This window comes from Streptomyces sp. NPDC030838, from assembly GCF_055572035.1.
On record NZ_JBVIED010000016.1, the window covers coordinates 1 to 17,964 of the forward strand.

Genomic DNA, 17,964 nt, shown 5'->3' on the forward strand with positions numbered 1-17,964 from the left:
GCCGCGACCCTCTCCCCCACCTGGGGCGTGTACTCCGGCTACGAGCTGTGCGAGAACACCCCGCTCAGGGAAGGCAGCGAGGAGTACCTCGACTCCGAGAAGTACCAGCTCCGTCCCCGCGACTGGGACGACCCGGACAGCATCGCCCCCCTCATCACCCGGCTCAACGAGATCCGCCGGCGGAGTCCGGCCCTGCGGCAGCTGCGTGATCTGCACTTCCACCACGCGGACAAGGAAGCGGTGATCGCGTACTCGAAGCGGCGCGGTTCGAACACGGTTCTGGTGGTCGCGAACCTCGACCCTCACCACACCCAGGAGGCCACGGTCTCGTTGGACATGCCGCAACTCGGCCTGGACTGGCACGAGTCGGTGCCGGTGCGCGACGAGCTCACCGGCGAGACCTACCACTGGGGCAGGGCCAACTACGTGCGCCTGGAACCGGGCCTCCGGCCGGCACACGTCCTCACCGTCCTGCGACCGTCCAACCCGCAGATCGGAGGGTCACCCACACAATGATCGTCAACGAGCCCGTCCCGGACACCTTCGAGGACACGCCTGCCCAGGACCGGGACCCGGAGTGGTTCAAGCGTGCCGTTTTCTATGAAGTCCTCGTCCGCTCCTTCCAGGACAGCAACGGCGACGGCGTCGGCGACCTCAAGGGCCTGACCGCCAAACTGGACTATCTGCAGTGGCTCGGCGTGGACTGCCTCTGGCTGCCGCCGTTCTTCAAGTCGCCCCTGCGGGACGGCGGTTACGACGTCTCCGACTACACGGCCGTGCTGCCGGAGTTCGGCGACCTCGCCGACTTCGTGGAGTTCGTGGACGCCGCCCACCAGCGCGGCATGCGGGTCATCATCGACTTCGTCATGAACCACACGAGTGACCAGCACCCGTGGTTCCAGGAGTCGCGCCGGGACCCCGACGGCCCCTACGGGGACTACTACATGTGGGCCGACGACGACAAGCAGTACCAGGACGCCCGGATCATCTTCGTCGACACCGAGGTCTCCAACTGGACCTTCGACCCGGTGCGCAAGCAGTACTTCTTCCACCGGTTCTTCTCCCACCAGCCGGACCTCAACTACGAGAACCCCGCGGTGCAGGAGGAGATGATCTCCGCACTGCGGTTCTGGCTGGACCTGGGCATCGACGGCTTCCGCCTGGACGCCGTGCCCTACCTGTACGCACAGGAGGGCACCAACTGCGAAAACCTCCCCGCGACCCACGAGTTCCTGAAGCGGGTGCGGAAGGAGATCGACGCCCACTACCCGGACACTGTGCTGCTGGCGGAGGCCAACCAGTGGCCGGAGGACGTCGTCGACTACTTCGGCGACTACTCCAGCGGCGGCGACGAGTGCCACATGGCCTTCCACTTCCCGGTCATGCCGCGCATCTTCATGGCGGTGCGGCGCGAGTCCCGCTACCCGGTCTCGGAGATCCTGGCCAAGACCCCGGAGATCCCCTCCGGGTGCCAGTGGGGCATCTTCCTGCGCAACCACGACGAGCTGACCCTCGAGATGGTCACCGACGAAGAGCGCGACTACATGTACGCGGAGTACGCCAAGGACCCGCGCATGCGCGCCAACATCGGGATCCGCCGCCGACTCGCCCCGCTGCTCGACAACGACCGCAACCAGATCGAGCTGTTCACGGCCCTGCTGCTGTCCCTGCCCGGCTCGCCGATCCTGTACTACGGCGACGAGATCGGCATGGGCGACAACATCTGGCTCGGCGACCGGGACGCCGTACGGACGCCGATGCAGTGGACGCCGGACCGCAACGCGGGCTTCTCGTCGTGCGATCCGGGGCGGCTGTATCTGCCCACCATCATGGACCCGGTCTACGGCTACCAGGTGACCAACGTCGAGGCGTCCATGGCCTCGCCGTCGTCGCTGCTGCACTGGACCCGGCGGATGATCGAGATCCGCAAGCAGAACCACGCCTTCGGTCTGGGCTCCTACGCCGAACTCCAGTCCTCGAACCCGGCGGTGCTGGCGTTCCTGCGGGAGCACGGCGACGACCTGGTGCTGTGTGTGCACAACTTCTCCCGCTTCCCGCAGCCGACCGAGCTGGACCTGCGCTCCTTCGCCGGGCGCCATCCGGTCGAGCTGATCGGCGGGGTGCGCTTCCCCGCCATCGGGGAACTGCCGTATCTGCTGACCCTGGCAGGCCACGGTTTCTACTGGTTCCGGCTCCGCAAGGACGCCGCCTAGAACCCGCGGCGGGGCGGTTTCCGCCGTCCCGCCCGGGGCACGCATGCCGTAACCCCCCGACTACTCCGGGGAACCCCGAAAACACTCCGGGGAAAGGACGCAGCCCATGTCGGAAGCCGTCACCCGCCCCGTCCTCTCGCTCGGCCCGGGCCTCCTCGCGTCACTGGAGCCCCTGTTGAGAGAGTGGCTGCCGCGCCAGCGGTGGTTCGCCGGCAAGGGGCGTCCGGTCACCGGGTTCTCGCTGGTGGCGGCCACCGAACTGATGCCCGCGGGCGGCCGGCTGGGGCTGTACCACCTGCTGGTCCAGGTCCACCAGCCGCTCGGCCCGGTGCAGAGCGCCGCCTCCTCCGTCCCCGGCGACTGCTACCAGCTGCTGATAGGCGTGCGCGAGGCGCTGCCGCCCCGGCTGGCGCCCGCGCTGATCGGCCATGTCGCCGAGGGCCCGCTCGCCGGACGCACGGTCTACGAGGCCCTGTACGACCCCCGGCCCGCCGACCTGCTCCTGGAGGCCCTGCGCACCCGCGCCCGCATCGGAGGGCTGCGCTTCGAACGGGACCCCGGCCAGGAGATCCGCCCGGGTCTCGTCGCGCGCGCGGTGACCGCCGAACAGTCCAACTCCTCGGTCGTCTACGGCGATACGTTCATCCTGAAGCTGCTTCGCCGGATCGTCCCCGGCGTCAACCCCGACCTGGAGCTGCCGCTCGCGCTGGCCCGCGAGGGCTGCCCCCGGGTGCCCGCGCCGACCGCCTGGCTGCGCGCCGAGCTGGGCGGGGAGCCGTATGTCCTGGGCGTGCTCCAGCCGTACGTCCAGGGCGCGGCCGACGGCTGGGAGCTGGCGCTGCGGGAGCTGGCCAAGGGCGAGGATTTCGGCGCCGAGGCACGGGCGCTCGGGCGGGCCACCGCCGAGGTGCACACCGCGCTGGCCCGCGCCCTGCCGACCGTCACCCTCGGCCCGGCCCAGCTCCAGCCGCTGGTCGACGCCATGGTCGACCGCCTCGACGCCGCCGCCCAGGCGGTGCCCGCGCTGCGGCCGTACGCGCCGGACCTGCGCACCGCCTTCGAGGCGGTCGCCCAGCTCGGCACGGAGGGCCGCACCTGGACCGCCCAGCGGATCCACGGCGATCTGCACCTCGGCCAGTGTCTGCGCTCGCCGGCCGGGCAGTGGACGCTGATCGACTTCGAGGGCGAGCCGGCCAAGCCGCTGGCCGAGCGGCGGATGCCGCAGCCGACCGTGCGGGACGTCGCCGGGATGCTGCGCTCCTTCGACTACGCCGCGCACTCCGTACGGCCCCGGGTGCCGGGCTGGGCGGAGACCTGCCGGGCCGCGTACTGCTCCGGCTACGCGGAGGCCGGTGGGAGCGACCCGCGCCACGACCCGGTGCTGTTGCGCGCGTACGAAACCGACAAAGCGGTGTACGAAGTGGTCTACGAGGCCCGGCACCGCCCCGACTGGCTCCCGGTACCGCTGTCGGCGATACGGCGCCTGGCCACGAACCGACCTACCTGACCCTCCCCCTGATCCCTCCCAGGAGGCTCCCCCCGTGACTCCCCGCACCCCGTCCAGCGGTTCGGACCCGAAGCAGACGGCCGAGGATCGCTCCGCGCAGGAGACGGCGGCGAAACAGACCGTGCCGCGCCAGGCGACCGCGAAGAAGGCCGCCGCCAGGAAGACGGCCCCGAAGACGCCGGCGCAGAAGGCGGCGCCCGAGGAGGCCGCGGCCAAGGAGGCGGTCGGCCGGCAGGCGGCTCCCGGGAAGGCCGCCGCCAAGAAGGCACCCGCGAAGAAGGCGCCCGCCAAGAAGACCACCGCGAAGGTGCCCGCGGCCAAGGCGCCGGCCAAGAAGGCCGCGGCCAAGGCCCCCGCCAAGAAGACCACCGCGAAGACCACCGCGAAGGCCCCGGCGAAGAAGACCGCGACCAAGGCCCCCGCGAGAAAGGCCACGGCCAAGCGGGCGCCCGCCAAGAAGGCCACCAAGGCCGTCGCCGGGAAGGCCGTCACCGCACCCCCCGTCGCCCTCGGCGCCGCCGACCGCGAGCGGCTGCTGGCCGGCACGCATCACGACCCGCACTCCGTGCTCGGCGCGCACCCGATGCCCGGTGGGGTGGTCTTCCGGGCGTTCCGGCCGTACGCCCGGTCGGTCACCGTCGTCTGCGGTGACCTGCGGGCCGAGCTGCACGACGACGGGCAGGGCTTCTTCTCCGCGCTGCTCCCCCTCCAGGCGGTGCCCGACACCTACCGGCTGCTGGTGGAGTACGAGGAGACGGTCCTCGACACCGAGGACGCGTACCGCTTCCTGCCCACCCTCGGCGAGCTGGATCTGCACCTGATCGGCGAGGGCCGGCATGAGCAGCTGTGGACGGCGCTGGGCGCGCACCCGATGATCCACCAGGGCGTGACCGGCACGCGGTTCACGGTGTGGGCGCCGAACGCCCGAGGCGTACGCCTGGCCGGCACCTTCAACTACTGGGACGGCACCGGCTACCCGATGCGCTCACTGGGCTCCTCCGGGGTCTGGGAGCTGTTCGTGCCCGAGATCGGCGAGGGCGAGCTGTACAAGTTCGAGATCACCCGGCCGGACGGTTCCCGCACCCTGCGCGCCGACCCGATGGCCCGCCGCACCGAGGCCCCGCCGAACACCTCGTCGGTCATCCAGGCCTCGCACCACGAGTGGGGCGACGCGGAGTGGCTGGCCCGCCGCGCGGAACGCCCCGCGCACGAGGCACCGTTCTCGGTGTACGAGGTACACCTGCCGTCCTGGCGGCCGGGACTGACGTACCGGCAGCTCGCCGAGCAACTCCCGGCCTACGTCAAGGACCTGGGCTTCACCCACGTCGAGCTGATGCCGGTCGCCGAGCACCCCTTCGGCGGCTCCTGGGGCTACCAGGTCACCGGCTTCTACGCGCCCACCGCCCGGCTCGGCACCCCGGACGACTTCAAGTACCTGGTCGACGCCCTGCACCAGGCGGGCATCGGCGTCCTCATGGACTGGGTGCCGGCGCACTTCCCGCGCGACGACTGGGCGCTGGCCGAGTTCGACGGGCGGCCCCTGTACGAGCACGCGGACCCGCGCCGGGCGGCCCACCCCGACTGGGGCACGCTGGAGTTCGACTTCGGGCGGCGCGAGGTGCGCAACTTCCTGGTCGCCAACGCCGTGTACTGGTGCGAGGAGTTCCACATCGACGGCCTGCGCGTCGACGCCGTCGCCTCGATGCTCTACCTGGACTACTCGCGCGAGCCGGGGCAGTGGGTGCCCAACGAGCACGGCGGACGGGAGAACCTGGACGCGGTGGCGTTCCTGCAGGAGATGAACGCGACCGTGTACCGCAGGGTGCCGGGCGTGGTGACCATCGCCGAGGAGTCCACCGCCTGGGACGGCGTCACCCGCGCCACCCACCACAAGGGCCCGAGCGGCTTCGGCGGCCTCGGCTTCGGGCTGAAGTGGAACATGGGCTGGATGCACGACTCGCTCCAGTACATGAGCAAGGACCCGGTGCACCGCAAGTACCACCACCACGACATGACCTTCTCGATGGTGTACGCGTACAGCGAGAACTACGTCCTGCCCATCTCGCACGACGAGGTGGTGCACGGCAAGCAGGCGCTGGTCTCCAAGATGCCCGGCGACTGGTGGCAGCAGCGCGCCAACCACCGCGCGTACCTCGGCTTCATGTGGGCCCACCCCGGCAAGCAACTGCTCTTCATGGGGCAGGAGTTCGCCCAGGGGGCCGAGTGGTCCGAGGCGCACGGCCCGGACTGGTGGCTCCTCGACCCGGCCTACGGCGCCGAGCCGGACCACCGGGGTGTCCGCGACCTGGTCCGGGACCTCAACACCGTCTACCGGGCCACCCCGGCCCTGTGGGAGCGGGACGTCCACCCGGACGGCTTCCAGTGGATCGTCGGGGACGCCGCCGACGACAACGTCCTGGCGTTCCTCCGCCTGGACGCGGAGGGCACCCCGCTGCTGTCGGTCAGCAACTTCTCGCCGGTCGTCCGCCACGACTACCGCCTCGGCGTCCCCGACGACGTCCCCGCCTGGCACGAGGTCCTCAACACCGACGCCGCCCGCTACGGCGGCGGCGACGTCACCCGGCCCGACCCCGTCAAGCCGGAGGCCCAGGGCTGGCACGGCCGCCCCGCGAGCATCCGGCTGACGCTGCCGCCGCTGGCTACGGTGTGGCTACGGCCTGCCTGAGGCTCTCGGGCAGGGCGCCGGTGTGCAGGACGCCGAGCCGCTGGGTGGCCCGGGTCAGGGCGACGTAGAGGTCACTCGTGCCGTACCGGCCGGGTTCGACGACCAGCACGGAGTCGAACTCCAGGCCCTTGGCCTGGCGCGGATCGAGCAGGACCACGGTCCGCGTCAGGTCGGGTTCGGCGCCCGCGGTCACGCCGTCGAGCCGGGCGGCGAGGCGGCGGTGCAGGTCGCGCGGGGCGATGACCGCGAGGCGGCCCTCGGCGGGGGTGAGTTCGGCAACCGCCTTCTCGACCGCGCCGGGCAGGTCGTCGGTGGCGCGCACCCAGGGCCGTACGCCCGTCGAGCGGACCGAACTCGGCGGTGCGAAGTCCGGGTTCTCGGCCCGTACGACGGCCGCCGCGAGGTCCATGATCTCGGCGGGGGTGCGGTAGTTGACGCGGAGCCGGGTGTGCTCCCAGCGGTCCTCGACGTACGGCTGGAGGATCTTCTGCCAGGAGCCGACGCCGGCCGCCTCCGCGGTCTGCGCCGGGTCGCCGACCAGGGTCATCGAGCGGGTCGGGCTGCGCCGCATCAGCAGCCGCCACGCCATCGGCGACAGCTCCTGCGCCTCGTCGACGATGATGTGCCCGAACGCCCAGGTCCGGTCGGCCGCCGCGCGCTCGGCGGCGCTGCGGTGGTCGTCCTCCTCGTGCCGCTCGGCGAACCGCTCGGCGTCGATGATGTCGTGCGCGGACAGCACCTCGGAGGCCTCGGGGTCGTCCTCCTCCTTGTCCTCGAACTCGTAGGTCCGGGACGCGTACGACACATCGAGCACGCCCTGCGCGTACGCGATCTGCCTCTCTCGCTCCCGCTCGGCGCGGGCGCGGGCGGCCCGGTCGTCCTCGCCCAGCAGCTCCGCCGCCTCGTCCAGCAGCGGGACGTCGGCGACCGTCCAGGCCCGGGTGACCGGGCGGCGGATCGCGGCGGCGTCCTCGTCGGAGACGTACCCCTCCGGGTCGGCGAGGAAGTCGGCGACCAGCCGCTGCGGGGTGAGCACCGGCCACAACCGGTCGATCGCGGACCACACCTCGGGGTTCTCGGCGAGGTCGTCGCGGATCTGGGTGACGTCGGCCGCGTCGAGCAGGCTGGAGCCGTCGTACGGGTCGGTGCCGATGCGCTCGGCGTACAGCTCGGTGAGCGTGTTGAGGATGTGGCCCTCGAAGTACTCGCGGGCGGCGTTGTGCGGCAGCTTGGCGGCCCGGGTCCGCTCGCGGGCCACGTTCACCAGCCCGTCGTCGAGCATCAGGATCTCCCGGTCGTGCTCGATCGCGATCACCGGGTCGGGCAGCGCCTGCCGGTCGCGTACGACGGCGGCGAGCACGTCGGCCATCTCGGCGCGGCCCTTCACCGCGGCGGCCTCCGGTGTGTCCGTGGCCGTGGCCTTCACCCCGGGGTACAGCTCGCCGACGGTCGCCAGCAGCACACCGGTCTCGCCGAGGGAGGGCAGCACCTCGCCGATGTAGCCGAGGAAGGCCGGGTTGGGGCCGACGATCAGCACGGCCCGCTTGGCAAGCAGCTCCCGGTGCTCGTAGAGGAGGTAGGCGGCGCGGTGCAGGGCGACCGCCGTCTTGCCGGTGCCCGGACCGCCCTCGACCACCAGCACGCCGCGGTGCGGGGCCCGGATGATCTCGTCCTGCTCGGCCTGGATGGTCTGCACGATGTCGCTCATCCGGCCGGTGCGCGCGGAGTTGAGCGCGGCGAGCAGCACGGCGTCCCCGCTGGGGTCCTCGTGCCCGGTCCGCTCCCGGTCGCCGACGTCGAGGAACTCGTCGTGCAGCGCGGTGACGGTCCGCCCCTCGGTGGAGATGTGCCGGCGGCGGCGCAGCCCCATCGGGGTGTGGCCGGTGGCCAGGTAGAAGGGGCGGGCGACGTTCGCGCGCCAGTCGATGAGGATCGGCGTGCGCTCGCTGTCGTCGGCGCGCAGCCCGATCCGGCCGATGTGGTGGCGTACGCCCGAGGTGAGGTCGATCCGGCCGAAGCAGAGCGAGCCGTCCACCGCGTTCAGCGCGGCGAGCAGCCCCGACCGCTCGGCGACCAGGATGTCCCGTTCCAGCCGGGCCTGCATCGGCTTGTCGCCCTGGGAGAGAGCGTCCGTGACGGAGGTCTCGGCCTCGCCGCGCAGGACGTCGACGCGTGCGTACAGCGCGTCGATGAATTCCTGCTCCTGACGCATTTCATCGTCTGGAAATTCGGAGTTTGACAATTCCACTCCCGCCCGGATATACTCTGCTCACTGAACTTCATCGCGACTTGCCTACTCGAAGTCGCGAACCATTGAATATACGCAGAGAAATCCCCCGGGCGCAATTGCCCGGGGGATTTCTCGTTAAGTGGGACCGGCTAGAGGGCTTCGGAGATCTCCTCCAGCAGCCGCCGCTTCGGCCGCGCCCCCACCATCGACTTCACCGGCTCCCCGTTCCGGAAGACCATGAACGTCGGCATGGAGAGCACCTTGTACGCATTCGTGGTCTCCGGATTGGTGTCCACGTCCAGCTGCACCACCTTCAGCCGCTCACCCTCCTCCGCGGCCACCGCGGTGAGCACCGGCCCCATCTGCCGGCACGGCGGGCACCAGTCGGCGGTGAACTCCACCAGCACCGGCAGCTCCGCCCCGATCACCTCCGCCGCGAAGTCCGCGTCCGTCACCTCGGCCACACCCGCTGCCCTGATCACAGCCCCTGCCCTCCCAGTTCGCACATCGGGTCCTCGGCCAGCGCCAGCCGCACGCCGATCTTCGCCCGCACCGCCTGCAACTCGCCGATCAGCGCGTCGAGCTCGTCCAGCTTGCGCCGGTACACCGCGAGCGAGGCCGGGCACACATCGCCCTCCGGATGACCGGCCCGCAGACACTCCACGAAGGGCCGCGTCTCCTCCAGGTCGAACCCGAAGTCCTGCAACGTCCTGATCTGCCGCAGCAGTGTCAGATCGGACTCGTCGTACGTCCGATACCCGTTGCCGTCACGCCGCGCGGGCAGCAGCCCCCGCGCCTCGTAGTACCGCAGCGTCCGCGTCGTGGTCCCGGCCCGTGCGGCCAGCTCGCCGATTCGCATGCGTACGAACGTAAGCCTTGACGCCGACGTCAAGGCAACGGCAGCAGCGGCTTCCGCTCCACCGGGGAGGACAGCACGATCGAGGTCGTGGTCCGGCCCAGCGCCGAGACCTGCTCCAGGACCTCCTCCAGATGCCGGGTGTCCGCCACGGCGACCTTGAGAATCCAGCAGTCCTCGCCGACCACGTGATGCACCTCCGTGATCTCGGGCCGCTCGATCAGCTCCAGGGTGCGCGGGTGCCTGAGCGTGTAGCCGCCGTGCGGATTGACCCGTACGAAGGCCTGGATGCCGTAGCCGAGCCGGGCGGGCGCGACCCGGGCGCCGTACCCGGTGATCGCACCGGCCGCCTCCAGCCGCCGCACCCGCTCGGTGACCGCCGCCGGACTGAGCCGCACCCGGCGGCCCAGCTCACTGAGCTTGATCCGCCCGTCGGCCTGGAGCAGCTCGAGGATCTGCCGGTCCAGTGCGTCGAAGGAGGCCGCCGAGTTTTCGTTGGTGGCGGCGCGCAGATGCCGAGGTTCTTTTGGCGTGGCGACCGGATCTCCCATGGTTCCCCCTTCAGTGCGTCGATGTACGCCGGGAGAATTATGGTCATGTCAACTGCACGCGAGATACTGGTCATCGGCGGCAACCGCTACATGGGCAAGCGGCTGATCGACCGGCTGCTGGCCGCCGGCGACCGGGTCACGGTCCTCAACCGCGGCTCGTCCACCCCGCCGCCGGGCACCGCACACCTGGTCGCGGACCGCGACGACGAGCGCGCACTCACCGCGGCGCTGGGCGACCGCACCTTCGACGTCGTCGTCGACCAGGTCTGCTACACCCCGCGCCAGGCCGCGATCGCCCGCCGGGCCTTCACCGGCCGCACCCGGCGCTATGTGCTGACATCGACGGTCGAGGTGTACGAGTACGAGGACTCCGCGACCCTCGTCCCCGAGTCGGCCGTCGACCCGCGCACGGTCACCGTGGACCTCGAACTCCCCTGGAACGACCCGGAGTTCCTCGACTCCCACTACGGCGAGGGCAAGCGCCAGGCGGAAGCGGTCCTGGCCGCCGACCCCGCGTTCCCGTACACGGCCGTCCGCCTGGCCCACGTCCTCGGCGGCACCGACGACTTCACCGGCCGCCTCCTCCACTACGCCGACCGCGTCCGCACCGGCACCCCCATCGCCGTCCCGCCCGCGCCCCGGCCCGCCACCTACCTCCACGTCGAGGAAGCCGCCGACGTTCTCTTCTGGGCGGCCGGCGAGGACTTCACCGGCCCGCTCAACGCGGCCTCCCACGGCCTGCTGACCACGCAGGACCTGTGCGAGGCGGTGGCCGCGCACATCCCGGGCGGCCGGACGGTCTTCCGGCAGGTCGAGGTCGGCGAGGTGTCCCCGTTCGCCTTCACCCGCGCCTACGGCATGGACAACGCCCGCGCCACGCGGCTGGGCTTCACCTTCACCGACGTACGACAGTGGCTGCCGCGGGCGGTCGCGGAGACCCTGGGCGAGGACCGGTGAAGTACCGCAGACTCGGCGATCTGAGCGTGAGCGCCATCGGTCTGGGCGCGATGCCGCTGTCGATCGAGGGCCGCCCGGACGAGTCCCGCGCCCTGGCCACGGTCCACGCGGCCCTGGACGCCGGCGTGACTCTGATCGACACCGCCGACTCCTACACCCTGCCGGGCGCCGCCCACGGCCACAACGAACTCCTGATCGCCCGCGCCCTCGCGGCCTACGGCGGTGACACCTCCGGCGTCCTGGTGGCGACCAAGGGGGGCCGGGGCCGGACCCCCGACGGCGGCTGGACGGTCGACGGCGACCCGCGCCACCTCAAGTCCGCCGCCGAGGCCTCGCTACGGCGCCTCGGCGTCGAGGCGATCGGCCTCTACCAGCTCCACAAGCCGGACCCGGCGATCCCCTTCGAGGAGTCGGTCGGCGCCCTGCGCGACCTGCTGGACGAGGGCAAGATCCGCCTGGCCGGGATCTCCAACACCGACACGGACCAGATCCGCCGGGCCCGAGCGATCCTCGGCGACCGCCTGGTCTCGGTCCAGAACCGCTACTCGCCCGCCATGAGATCCGCCGAACCCGAACTGCGCCTGTGCGCGGACCTGGGCCTGGCGTTCCTCCCGTGGAGCCCGCTGGGCGGCATCACCCGCAGCTCCCTGGACGGCCCGTCGAGACTGGAGGAGGACTTCCCGGCCTTCCACGAGCTGGCCCGGGAGAGGGGGGCGAGTCCACAGCAGATCTGCCTGGCCTGGCACCTGGCGCAATCCCCGACGGTCATCCCCATCCCGGGCGCGAGCCGCCCGGAGACGATCAGTTCGTCGGCGGCGGCGGCAGACCTGACCCTGACGGAGGAGGAACGGCACTTCCTGAACACGGGGGTGTGACGAACGGGGCGCGGGGAACTGCGCGACCAGCCACCACGAACCCGCAGCCGCACCACAACAGCTCCCCGCCGATTGCTCAGGCCTTGGCCAGCTCCACCCGCTGCTCAGGCACCTCGGTCTCCTCCACCGGAGCAGACCCGTGCTCGTCGAGCAGCGTCGCCTCATCGAACGGCACCCGCCCCGCCAGCACCTCCGCGACCCGCTCCTTGTCGATCTCCTTGGTCCAGGTACCGATCAGCACAGTGGCCACCGCGTTACCCGCGAAGTTCGTCAGCGCCCGCGCCTCACTCATGAACCGGTCGATACCGACGATGAGCCCGATGCCGTCCACCAGCGCCGGCTTGTGCGACTGAAGACCGCCCGCGAGGGTGGCGAGCCCGGCGCCGGTCACACCCGCCGCGCCCTTGGAGGCGACCAGCAGGAACAGCAGCAGCGGAATCTGCTCGCCGACCGACATCGGCGTACCCATCGCGTCGGCGATGAACAGCGACGCCATGGTCATGTAGATCATCGTGCCGTCGAGGTTGAAGGAGTAGCCGGTCGGCACGGTGATGCCGACGACGGGCTTGCTGACGCCCAGGTGCTCCATCTTGGCGATGAGCCGCGGCAGCGCGGACTCGGACGACGACGTGGACAGGATCAGCAGGAACTCGCGGCCCAGGTACTTGAACAGCGTGAGGATGTTCAGCCCGGAGACGATCCGCAGCAGTGCGCCGAGGACGAGGAAGACGAACAGGAAGCAGGTCACGTAGAAGCCGAGCATCAGCACCGCGAGGCTCTTCAGCGCGTCCAGGCCGGCGGAGCCGGTCACGGCGGCGATGGCACCGAAGGCGCCGATCGGGGCGGCCCACATGACCATGGCGAGGATGCGGAAGACCAGCCGCTGGATGTGCTCGACACCGCGCAGGATCGGCTGGCCGGCGGAGCCCATGGCCTGCAGGGCGAACCCGGCGAGCAGGGCGATGAGCAGGGTCTGGAGCACCTCGCCCTGGGTGAAGGCGGAGACGATCGTGGTCGGGATGATGCCGAGCAGGAACTCGGTGGTGTCCTTGGCCTCGCCGTCGACCTGGGCGTGTCCGGCGTCCTTCACGGCGTCGGTGACGGCGAGCCCGGTGCCCGGCTCCAGGATGTTGCCGACGACCAGGCCGATGGCCAGGGCGATCAGGGACATCGCGAGGAAGTAGACGAGCGCGATACCGCCGACGGCACCGACCTTCGCGGCCTTCCTGACCGAACCGATACCGAGCACGATCGTGCAGAAGATGATCGGCGAGATCATCATCTTGATCAGGTTCACAAAGCCGGTACCGATGGGCTTCAGCTCGACCGCGAAGTCGGGAGCGGCCAGACCCACGGTGATACCGAGGGCCACCGCGATGATCACCGCGATGTAGAGATAGTGGGTGCGGTCCCGCTTCGCGGAAGGCGCGGGGGCTGCGGCAGGTGCCGTTTCGGGTGTGCTGGTCACGGCTGCCCTCCTTGACGACGTCGTCGGCATCACCGGCGTGCGGCTCACGTCCGGGGGAAGATCGGAGGATTCTCCGGGGGAAGAACCGGCGAATCTCCAGGGAATGCCGTGACTATCTCCCGCCGTGTGAGGGCGGTCACCCTTCCGTTCATTTAGTTCACACTTAACCGGAGAGGCAGACTGAGGCCATGCGCATCCCGTCCCTGCCCCGCCCCCGCAGCCTGGCCGGCCAGCTCTTCGCCATGCAGGCCGTGCTGATCGCGGTGGTCGTGGCCGGGTACGCGCTCTTCACCTACGTCAGCGACCGCCGGCAGGCCGAGGAGGCGGCCGGCCGCCAGGCCGCGGCGGTGGCCCGCGCGGTCGCCGACTCCCCGTCCGTGCGGGAGGCGATCCGCACCCCCGACCCGACGGCCGCGCTCCAGCCCTACGCGCTGCGGGTCATGCGCGACACCGGTGTCGACTTCGTGACGATCATGGACCCGCGGGGCATCCGCTGGACACATCCGAGCGAGGACCAGATAGGGCAGCGCTTCCTGGGCCACACCGAGCGCGCCCTGAAGGGCGAGACCTTCACCGAGACGTACACCGGCACGCTGGGCCCGTCCGTGCGTGCCGTGACCCCCGTCGAGGACACGGACCGGCGGATCGTGGGCCTGGTCAGCGCGGGTATCCGGGTGGAGGCGATCAGCGAGCGGGTCCAGGGCCAGCTGGCCGCGCTGCTCGGCGTCGCGGCGGGCGCGCTGGTGCTGGGCGCGGTCGGCACGTACGTGATCAACGCCCGGCTGCGCCGGCACACCCACGGCATGAACGCGGCCGAGCTGAGCCGTATGCACGACTACCACCAGGCCGCGCTGCACGCCGTACGCGAGGGACTGCTGATGCTGGACGGGCAGTACAGGGTGGCGCTGATCAACGACGGCGGCCGGGAGCTGCTGGGCGTATCGGGGGAAGTGGTCGGCCGCTCGGTGGCGGACCTGGGCCTGCCCGCGCCGCTGACCGGGGCGCTGCTGGCGTCGGAGCCGCGGGTGGACGAGGTGCATCTGACGGAATCGCGAGTCCTGGTGGTGAACACCTCCCCGGTCTCCGGCGGCGAGCACCGCGGCACGGTCGTCACCCTCCGTGACGTGACGGAACTCCAGTCCCTGATGGGCGAGCTGAACTCGGAGCGCGGATTCACCCAGGCGTTGCGTTCGCAGGCGCACGAGGCGGCGAACCGGCTGCACACGGTCGTCTCGTTGATCGAGCTGGGCCGGTCGGAGGAGGCGGTGGCGTTCGCGACCGCCGAACTGGAACTGGCCCAGGCGCTGACGGACCAGGTCGTGGCGGCGGTGAGCGAGCCCGTGCTGGCCGCGCTGCTGCTGGGCAAGACGGCCCAGGCCAACGAGCGGGGCGTGGAGCTGGAGGTCTCGCAGGACAGCCGGCTGGACGACGGACTGCTGCCGGAGGACTTGCCGTCCCGCGATCTGGTGACGATCCTCGGCAACCTGATCGACAACGCGGTGGACGCGGCACAGGGCAGCGTGCAGGCGCGGGTCACGGTCGCGGCGTACGCGGAGGACGGCAAACTGGTGCTGCGGGTGTCGGACACCGGCGCGGGCGTGGACCCGTCGCAGGCGGGCCTGGTCTTCCAGCGGGGCTTCTCGACGAAGCCGGCGACCGGCCCCGGCGGCCGCGGCCTCGGCCTCGCCCTGGTCCGCCAGGCCGTACACCGGCACGGCGGGAGCCTGACGGTGACGGAGGCCGAGGGCGGGGGTGCGGAGTTCGAGGTACGGCTGCCGCTGCGCACGGCGGCAGTGCCCGGAGGTACGTCATGACGGCCCAGGAGCCGATCCGCGTCCTGATCGTGGAGGACGATCCCGTCGCCGCCGACGCCCATGTGATGTACGTCGGCCGGGTCCCGGGCTTCGTCGCCGTCGGCACGGCCCACACCGGCGCGGAGGCGCGGCGCGCGCTGGAGCGGACGCCGGTGGACCTGCTGTTGCTGGATCTGCATCTGCCGGACGTGCACGGCCTGCAGCTCGCCCGCTCCCTGCGGGCGGCCGGCTATCACGCGGACGTGATCGCCGTGACGTCGGCGCGGGATCTGGCGGTGGTGCGGGAAGGGGTGTCGCTGGGGGTCGTGCAGTACGTGCTGAAGCCCTTCACCTTCGCGACGCTGCGGGACCGGTTGGTGCGGTACGCGGAGTTCCGGGGCGCGGCCGGGGAGGCGAGCGGCCAGGACGAGGTCGACCGGGCGCTGGCGGCCCTGCGCGCGCCGGGGCCCGCGGCACTGCCGAAGGGCTTGAGCGCGCCGACCCTGGAGCGGGTCACGGTCGCTCTGCGGGAGGCGGAGGAAGGACTCACGGCGGCGGGGGTGGCCGAGGCGGTGGGGATCTCCCGGATCACGGCTCGGCGGTATCTGGAGCATCTGGTGGACGCGGGGAGGGCGGGGCGGAGTCCGTTGTATGGGCAGGTGGGGAGGCCGGAGCTGGTTTATCGGTGGGTTCGGGGGACTCGCTGAGGGCAGCGGCCCCGCAAAGGGATCACGCGCCGTCGTCAAGGGGTGACCAACGAGTAACCCCGCCCCCTGGCCAAAACCGTACCTTCCTACGATCTGTGATTGTGGCCGAACAGACCGTAGTCATTCGGACCGCACACCCGTACCTTGGTGCACCGTGCGCCGACCCTCAGCTCAATCGAACCAGCCCGCCCCTCCCTTCAACGCCCTCGCCGCCCGCCGGCTGCGGGCGGCCCTGGGGATGGGTCCCGAGCATGTCGCCTACGGCATGCGGGCGTCGTACGGAATGCCGTACGTGACGCCCGACCTCGTGATCGCCTGGGAACGCGGGGTGGCCAGCCCCAGCAGCCCGGAGCTGACCGCGCTCGCGGGCGTGCTCTGGTGCTCCCCGGGGGAGCTGATAGGCAGCCCGCGGACGCTCAAAGAGCACCGCATCGCGCGCGGGCTGGCCCCCGAGGACGTCGCCCGGGCGGTCGGCCTTGAGCTGCTCGCCTACATGCGGATGGAGGAGCACGACGAGTGGCGCGGCACCGACCGGCAGTCCGCCGCCCTCGCCGATCTGCTCGACCTCGACATGCCCTCCTTCGTCACGGTCACCGGCCGGGAGGCGAAGCTGGCGGATCTGCTGCGCAGTGCGGTGAGCACGCGCTGGCAGGCGTATGTCCGTCCGGTGGGCAAGATCGTGCCCCTGGACCGGAGCATCCTGGAGGGCACCCTCCAGGAACTGCACCAGGACTACCAGGGGCACATGGCGGCCACCCTCAGCTGGGGCGGCGGCGGCAGGGACTCCGACGCGTCGGGTCAGGAGTTCCTGGACCGCATCGTGGAGTACTTCTGGACGACCGCGCAGCGATACACGGCCTGAGCCAGACGAATCGGCTTGAAAGCCCGGAAGCCTGGACGCCTAGAAGACCGACTCCGCCTCGTCCATCCGGTCCTTCGGCACCGTCTTCAGCTCCGTCACCGCCTCCGCCAGCGGCACCATCACGATGTCCGTCCCCCGCAGCGCGGTCATCCTGCCGAACTCGCCCCGGTGCGCGGCCTCCACCGCGTGCCAGCCGAAGCGGGTGGCGAGGACACGGTCGTACGCCGTCGGAACACCGCCGCGCTGGACATGGCCGAGGATGACCGGCTTGGCCTCCTTGCCGAGGCGGCGCTCCAGCTCGTGGGCGAGGGCGGTGCCGATGCCCTGGAAGCGCTCGTGACCGAACTGGTCGATCTCGCCCTTGCCGTAGTCCATGGTGCCGTCGGCGGGGTGGGCACCCTCGGCGACGCAGATCACCGCGAACTTCTTGCCGCGGGCGAAGCGCTCCTCGACCATCTTCACCAGGTCGGCGGGGTCGAAGGGGCGCTCGGGCAGGCAGATGCCGTGGGCGCCGGCGGCCATGCCGGACTCCAGGGCGATCCAGCCGGCGTGGCGGCCCATGACCTCCACCACCATCACCCGCTGGTGGGATTCGGCCGTCGTCTTCAGGCGGTCCATGGCCTCCGTGGCCACACCCACCGCCGTGTCGAAGCCGAACGTCCGGTCCGTCGACGAGATGTCGTTGTCGATCGTCTTCGGGACGCCGACCACCGGCAGACCGGCGTCGGAGAGCATCCTCGCCGCCGTCAGTGTGCCCTCGCCGCCGATCGGGATCAGTGCGTCGATACCGAAGTCGCTGACGATGTCGGCCGCGTTCTCGCAGGCCTCGCGCAGCCGGTCGCGCTCCAGGCGGGAGGAGCCGAGGATGGTGCCGCCGCGGGCGAGGATGCCGCTGACCGCGTTGAGGTCCAGGGTGCGGTAGCGGCCGTCCAGCAGGCCCGCGTATCCGTCCTCGAAGCCGATGACCTCGTCGCCGTAGTTGTCGACCGCTCGGTGCACGACCGACCGGATCACTGCGTTCAGGCCGGGGCAGTCGCCGCCTGCGGTGAGGACTCCGATACGCATCGTGCTGTGTCTCCTGCTCGCTGTGGATACCGGTGAGCCACTTCCGATTGTTTCACGTCCCACACCCCGGTGCCGTTCACCACTCTTGACGGGCGCCTTATCCATCGCCAGAGGTATTGTCAAGAGGGTTCTGCTCACCTTGGTGGGCGATTTTTGTACCCCGCCCGAGACGAATCCCACTCGAGACGAAACGG

14 protein-coding genes and 1 pseudogene are annotated in these 17,964 nt (G+C 71.0%); 9 read left to right on the forward strand and 6 right to left on the reverse strand.

What is annotated here, in order from left to right:
* The 4 genes and pseudogenes from ACZ42A_RS32080 to glgB all read left to right on the forward strand — a co-directional run.
* Positions 1-516, forward strand: a pseudogene (locus ACZ42A_RS32080) (alpha-1,4-glucan--maltose-1-phosphate maltosyltransferase); the annotation flags it as partial.
* Positions 513-2,213 carry a maltose alpha-D-glucosyltransferase gene (gene treS, locus ACZ42A_RS32085; protein WP_468530813.1) on the forward strand — a complete coding sequence of 567 codons (1,701 nt, stop codon included), beginning with the start codon at positions 513-515 and terminating at the stop codon, positions 2,211-2,213. The pseudogene ACZ42A_RS32080 and the gene treS, both read left to right, overlap by 4 nt.
* A 106-nt stretch (positions 2,214-2,319) precedes the next feature.
* Complete coding sequence (locus ACZ42A_RS32090; RefSeq protein ID WP_468530814.1) at positions 2,320-3,720, forward strand: maltokinase N-terminal cap-like domain-containing protein; 1,401 nt, start codon at positions 2,320-2,322, stop codon at positions 3,718-3,720.
* Positions 3,721-3,754: 34 nt separating this feature from the next.
* Positions 3,755-6,406, forward strand: a complete 2,652-nt coding sequence (glgB, locus tag ACZ42A_RS32095) for a 1,4-alpha-glucan branching enzyme (RefSeq protein WP_468530815.1) — start codon at positions 3,755-3,757, stop codon at positions 6,404-6,406.
* Here glgB and ACZ42A_RS32100 read toward each other — a convergent pair.
* The 4 genes from ACZ42A_RS32100 to ACZ42A_RS32115 form a co-directional block, all read right to left on the reverse strand.
* Positions 6,381-8,618 (reverse strand): HelD family protein, encoded by a 2,238-nt coding sequence (locus tag ACZ42A_RS32100; RefSeq protein WP_468530816.1) that lies wholly within the window; start codon positions 8,616-8,618, stop codon positions 6,381-6,383. The two genes, glgB and ACZ42A_RS32100, sit on opposite strands and share 26 nt — an antisense overlap.
* 167 nt (positions 8,619-8,785) lie before the next feature.
* Complete coding sequence (gene trxA / locus ACZ42A_RS32105; protein ID WP_468530817.1) at positions 8,786-9,118, reverse strand: thioredoxin; 333 nt, start codon at positions 9,116-9,118, stop codon at positions 8,786-8,788.
* Positions 9,115-9,495, reverse strand: coding sequence for a MerR family transcriptional regulator (locus tag ACZ42A_RS32110; protein WP_468530818.1), 381 nt, complete (start codon positions 9,493-9,495; stop codon positions 9,115-9,117). Before ACZ42A_RS32110 ends, trxA begins: the two co-directional genes overlap by 4 nt.
* A 29-nt stretch (positions 9,496-9,524) precedes the next feature.
* The gene (locus tag ACZ42A_RS32115; protein WP_468530819.1) at positions 9,525-10,043 is read right to left on the reverse strand and encodes an Lrp/AsnC family transcriptional regulator; all 519 of its coding nucleotides are present in this window, start codon (positions 10,041-10,043) and stop codon (positions 9,525-9,527) included.
* Positions 10,044-10,088: 45 nt separating this feature from the next.
* Here ACZ42A_RS32115 and ACZ42A_RS32120 point away from each other — a divergent pair, with 45 nt between their 5' ends.
* Positions 10,089-11,000: an NAD-dependent epimerase/dehydratase family protein gene (locus tag ACZ42A_RS32120; RefSeq protein WP_468530820.1), complete on the forward strand. Its 912-nt coding sequence runs from the start codon at positions 10,089-10,091 to the stop codon at positions 10,998-11,000.
* Positions 10,997-11,875, forward strand: coding sequence for an aldo/keto reductase (locus ACZ42A_RS32125; protein ID WP_468530821.1), 879 nt, complete (start codon positions 10,997-10,999; stop codon positions 11,873-11,875). Before ACZ42A_RS32120 ends, ACZ42A_RS32125 begins: the two co-directional genes overlap by 4 nt.
* A 76-nt stretch (positions 11,876-11,951) precedes the next feature.
* Here ACZ42A_RS32125 and ACZ42A_RS32130 read toward each other — a convergent pair whose 3' ends face one another.
* On the reverse strand, positions 11,952-13,373 hold the full coding sequence (locus ACZ42A_RS32130) for a cation:dicarboxylate symporter family transporter (protein ID WP_468531015.1): 1,422 nt from the start codon (positions 13,371-13,373) through the stop codon (positions 11,952-11,954).
* 158 nt (positions 13,374-13,531) lie between these two features.
* Here ACZ42A_RS32130 and ACZ42A_RS32135 point away from each other — a divergent pair, with 158 nt between their 5' ends.
* The 3 genes from ACZ42A_RS32135 to ACZ42A_RS32145 all read left to right on the forward strand — a co-directional run bounded on the left by ACZ42A_RS32135 (position 13,532) and on the right by ACZ42A_RS32145 (position 16,705).
* Positions 13,532-15,157, forward strand: a complete 1,626-nt coding sequence (locus ACZ42A_RS32135; protein WP_468530822.1) for a sensor histidine kinase — start codon at positions 13,532-13,534, stop codon at positions 15,155-15,157.
* Complete coding sequence (locus ACZ42A_RS32140; protein WP_468530823.1) at positions 15,154-15,843, forward strand: response regulator; 690 nt, start codon at positions 15,154-15,156, stop codon at positions 15,841-15,843. The genes ACZ42A_RS32135 and ACZ42A_RS32140 overlap by 4 nt, the downstream gene beginning before the upstream one ends.
* Positions 15,844-15,997: 154 nt before the next feature.
* Complete coding sequence (locus ACZ42A_RS32145; RefSeq protein ID WP_468530824.1) at positions 15,998-16,705, forward strand: helix-turn-helix domain-containing protein; 708 nt, start codon at positions 15,998-16,000, stop codon at positions 16,703-16,705.
* Between the two features lie 39 nt (positions 16,706-16,744).
* Here ACZ42A_RS32145 and ACZ42A_RS32150 read toward each other — a convergent pair whose 3' ends face one another.
* On the reverse strand, positions 16,745-17,770 hold the full coding sequence (locus ACZ42A_RS32150) for an ATP-dependent 6-phosphofructokinase (protein ID WP_468530825.1): 1,026 nt from the start codon (positions 17,768-17,770) through the stop codon (positions 16,745-16,747).
* Positions 17,771-17,964: the final 194 nt, after the last annotated feature.

Bases quoted from the DNA above. Each gene is read 5' to 3' on its own strand.
- treS (WP_468530813.1), top strand. From the start codon at position 513: ATGATCGTCAACGAGCCCGTCCCGGACACCTTCGAGGACACGCCTGCC.
- ACZ42A_RS32090 (WP_468530814.1), top strand. From the start codon at position 2,320: ATGTCGGAAGCCGTCACCCGCCCCGTCCTCTCGCTCGGCCCGGGCCTC.
- ACZ42A_RS32100 (WP_468530816.1), bottom strand. From the start codon at position 8,618: ATGCGTCAGGAGCAGGAATTCATCGACGCGCTGTACGCACGCGTCGAC.
- ACZ42A_RS32110 (WP_468530818.1), bottom strand. From the start codon at position 9,495: ATGCGAATCGGCGAGCTGGCCGCACGGGCCGGGACCACGACGCGGACG.
- ACZ42A_RS32115 (WP_468530819.1), bottom strand. From the start codon at position 10,043: ATGGGAGATCCGGTCGCCACGCCAAAAGAACCTCGGCATCTGCGCGCC.
- ACZ42A_RS32120 (WP_468530820.1), top strand. From the start codon at position 10,089: ATGTCAACTGCACGCGAGATACTGGTCATCGGCGGCAACCGCTACATG.
- ACZ42A_RS32130 (WP_468531015.1), bottom strand. From the start codon at position 13,373: ATGCCGACGACGTCGTCAAGGAGGGCAGCCGTGACCAGCACACCCGAA.
- ACZ42A_RS32135 (WP_468530822.1), top strand. From the start codon at position 13,532: ATGCGCATCCCGTCCCTGCCCCGCCCCCGCAGCCTGGCCGGCCAGCTC.
- ACZ42A_RS32140 (WP_468530823.1), top strand. From the start codon at position 15,154: ATGACGGCCCAGGAGCCGATCCGCGTCCTGATCGTGGAGGACGATCCC.
- ACZ42A_RS32150 (WP_468530825.1), bottom strand. From the start codon at position 17,770: ATGCGTATCGGAGTCCTCACCGCAGGCGGCGACTGCCCCGGCCTGAAC.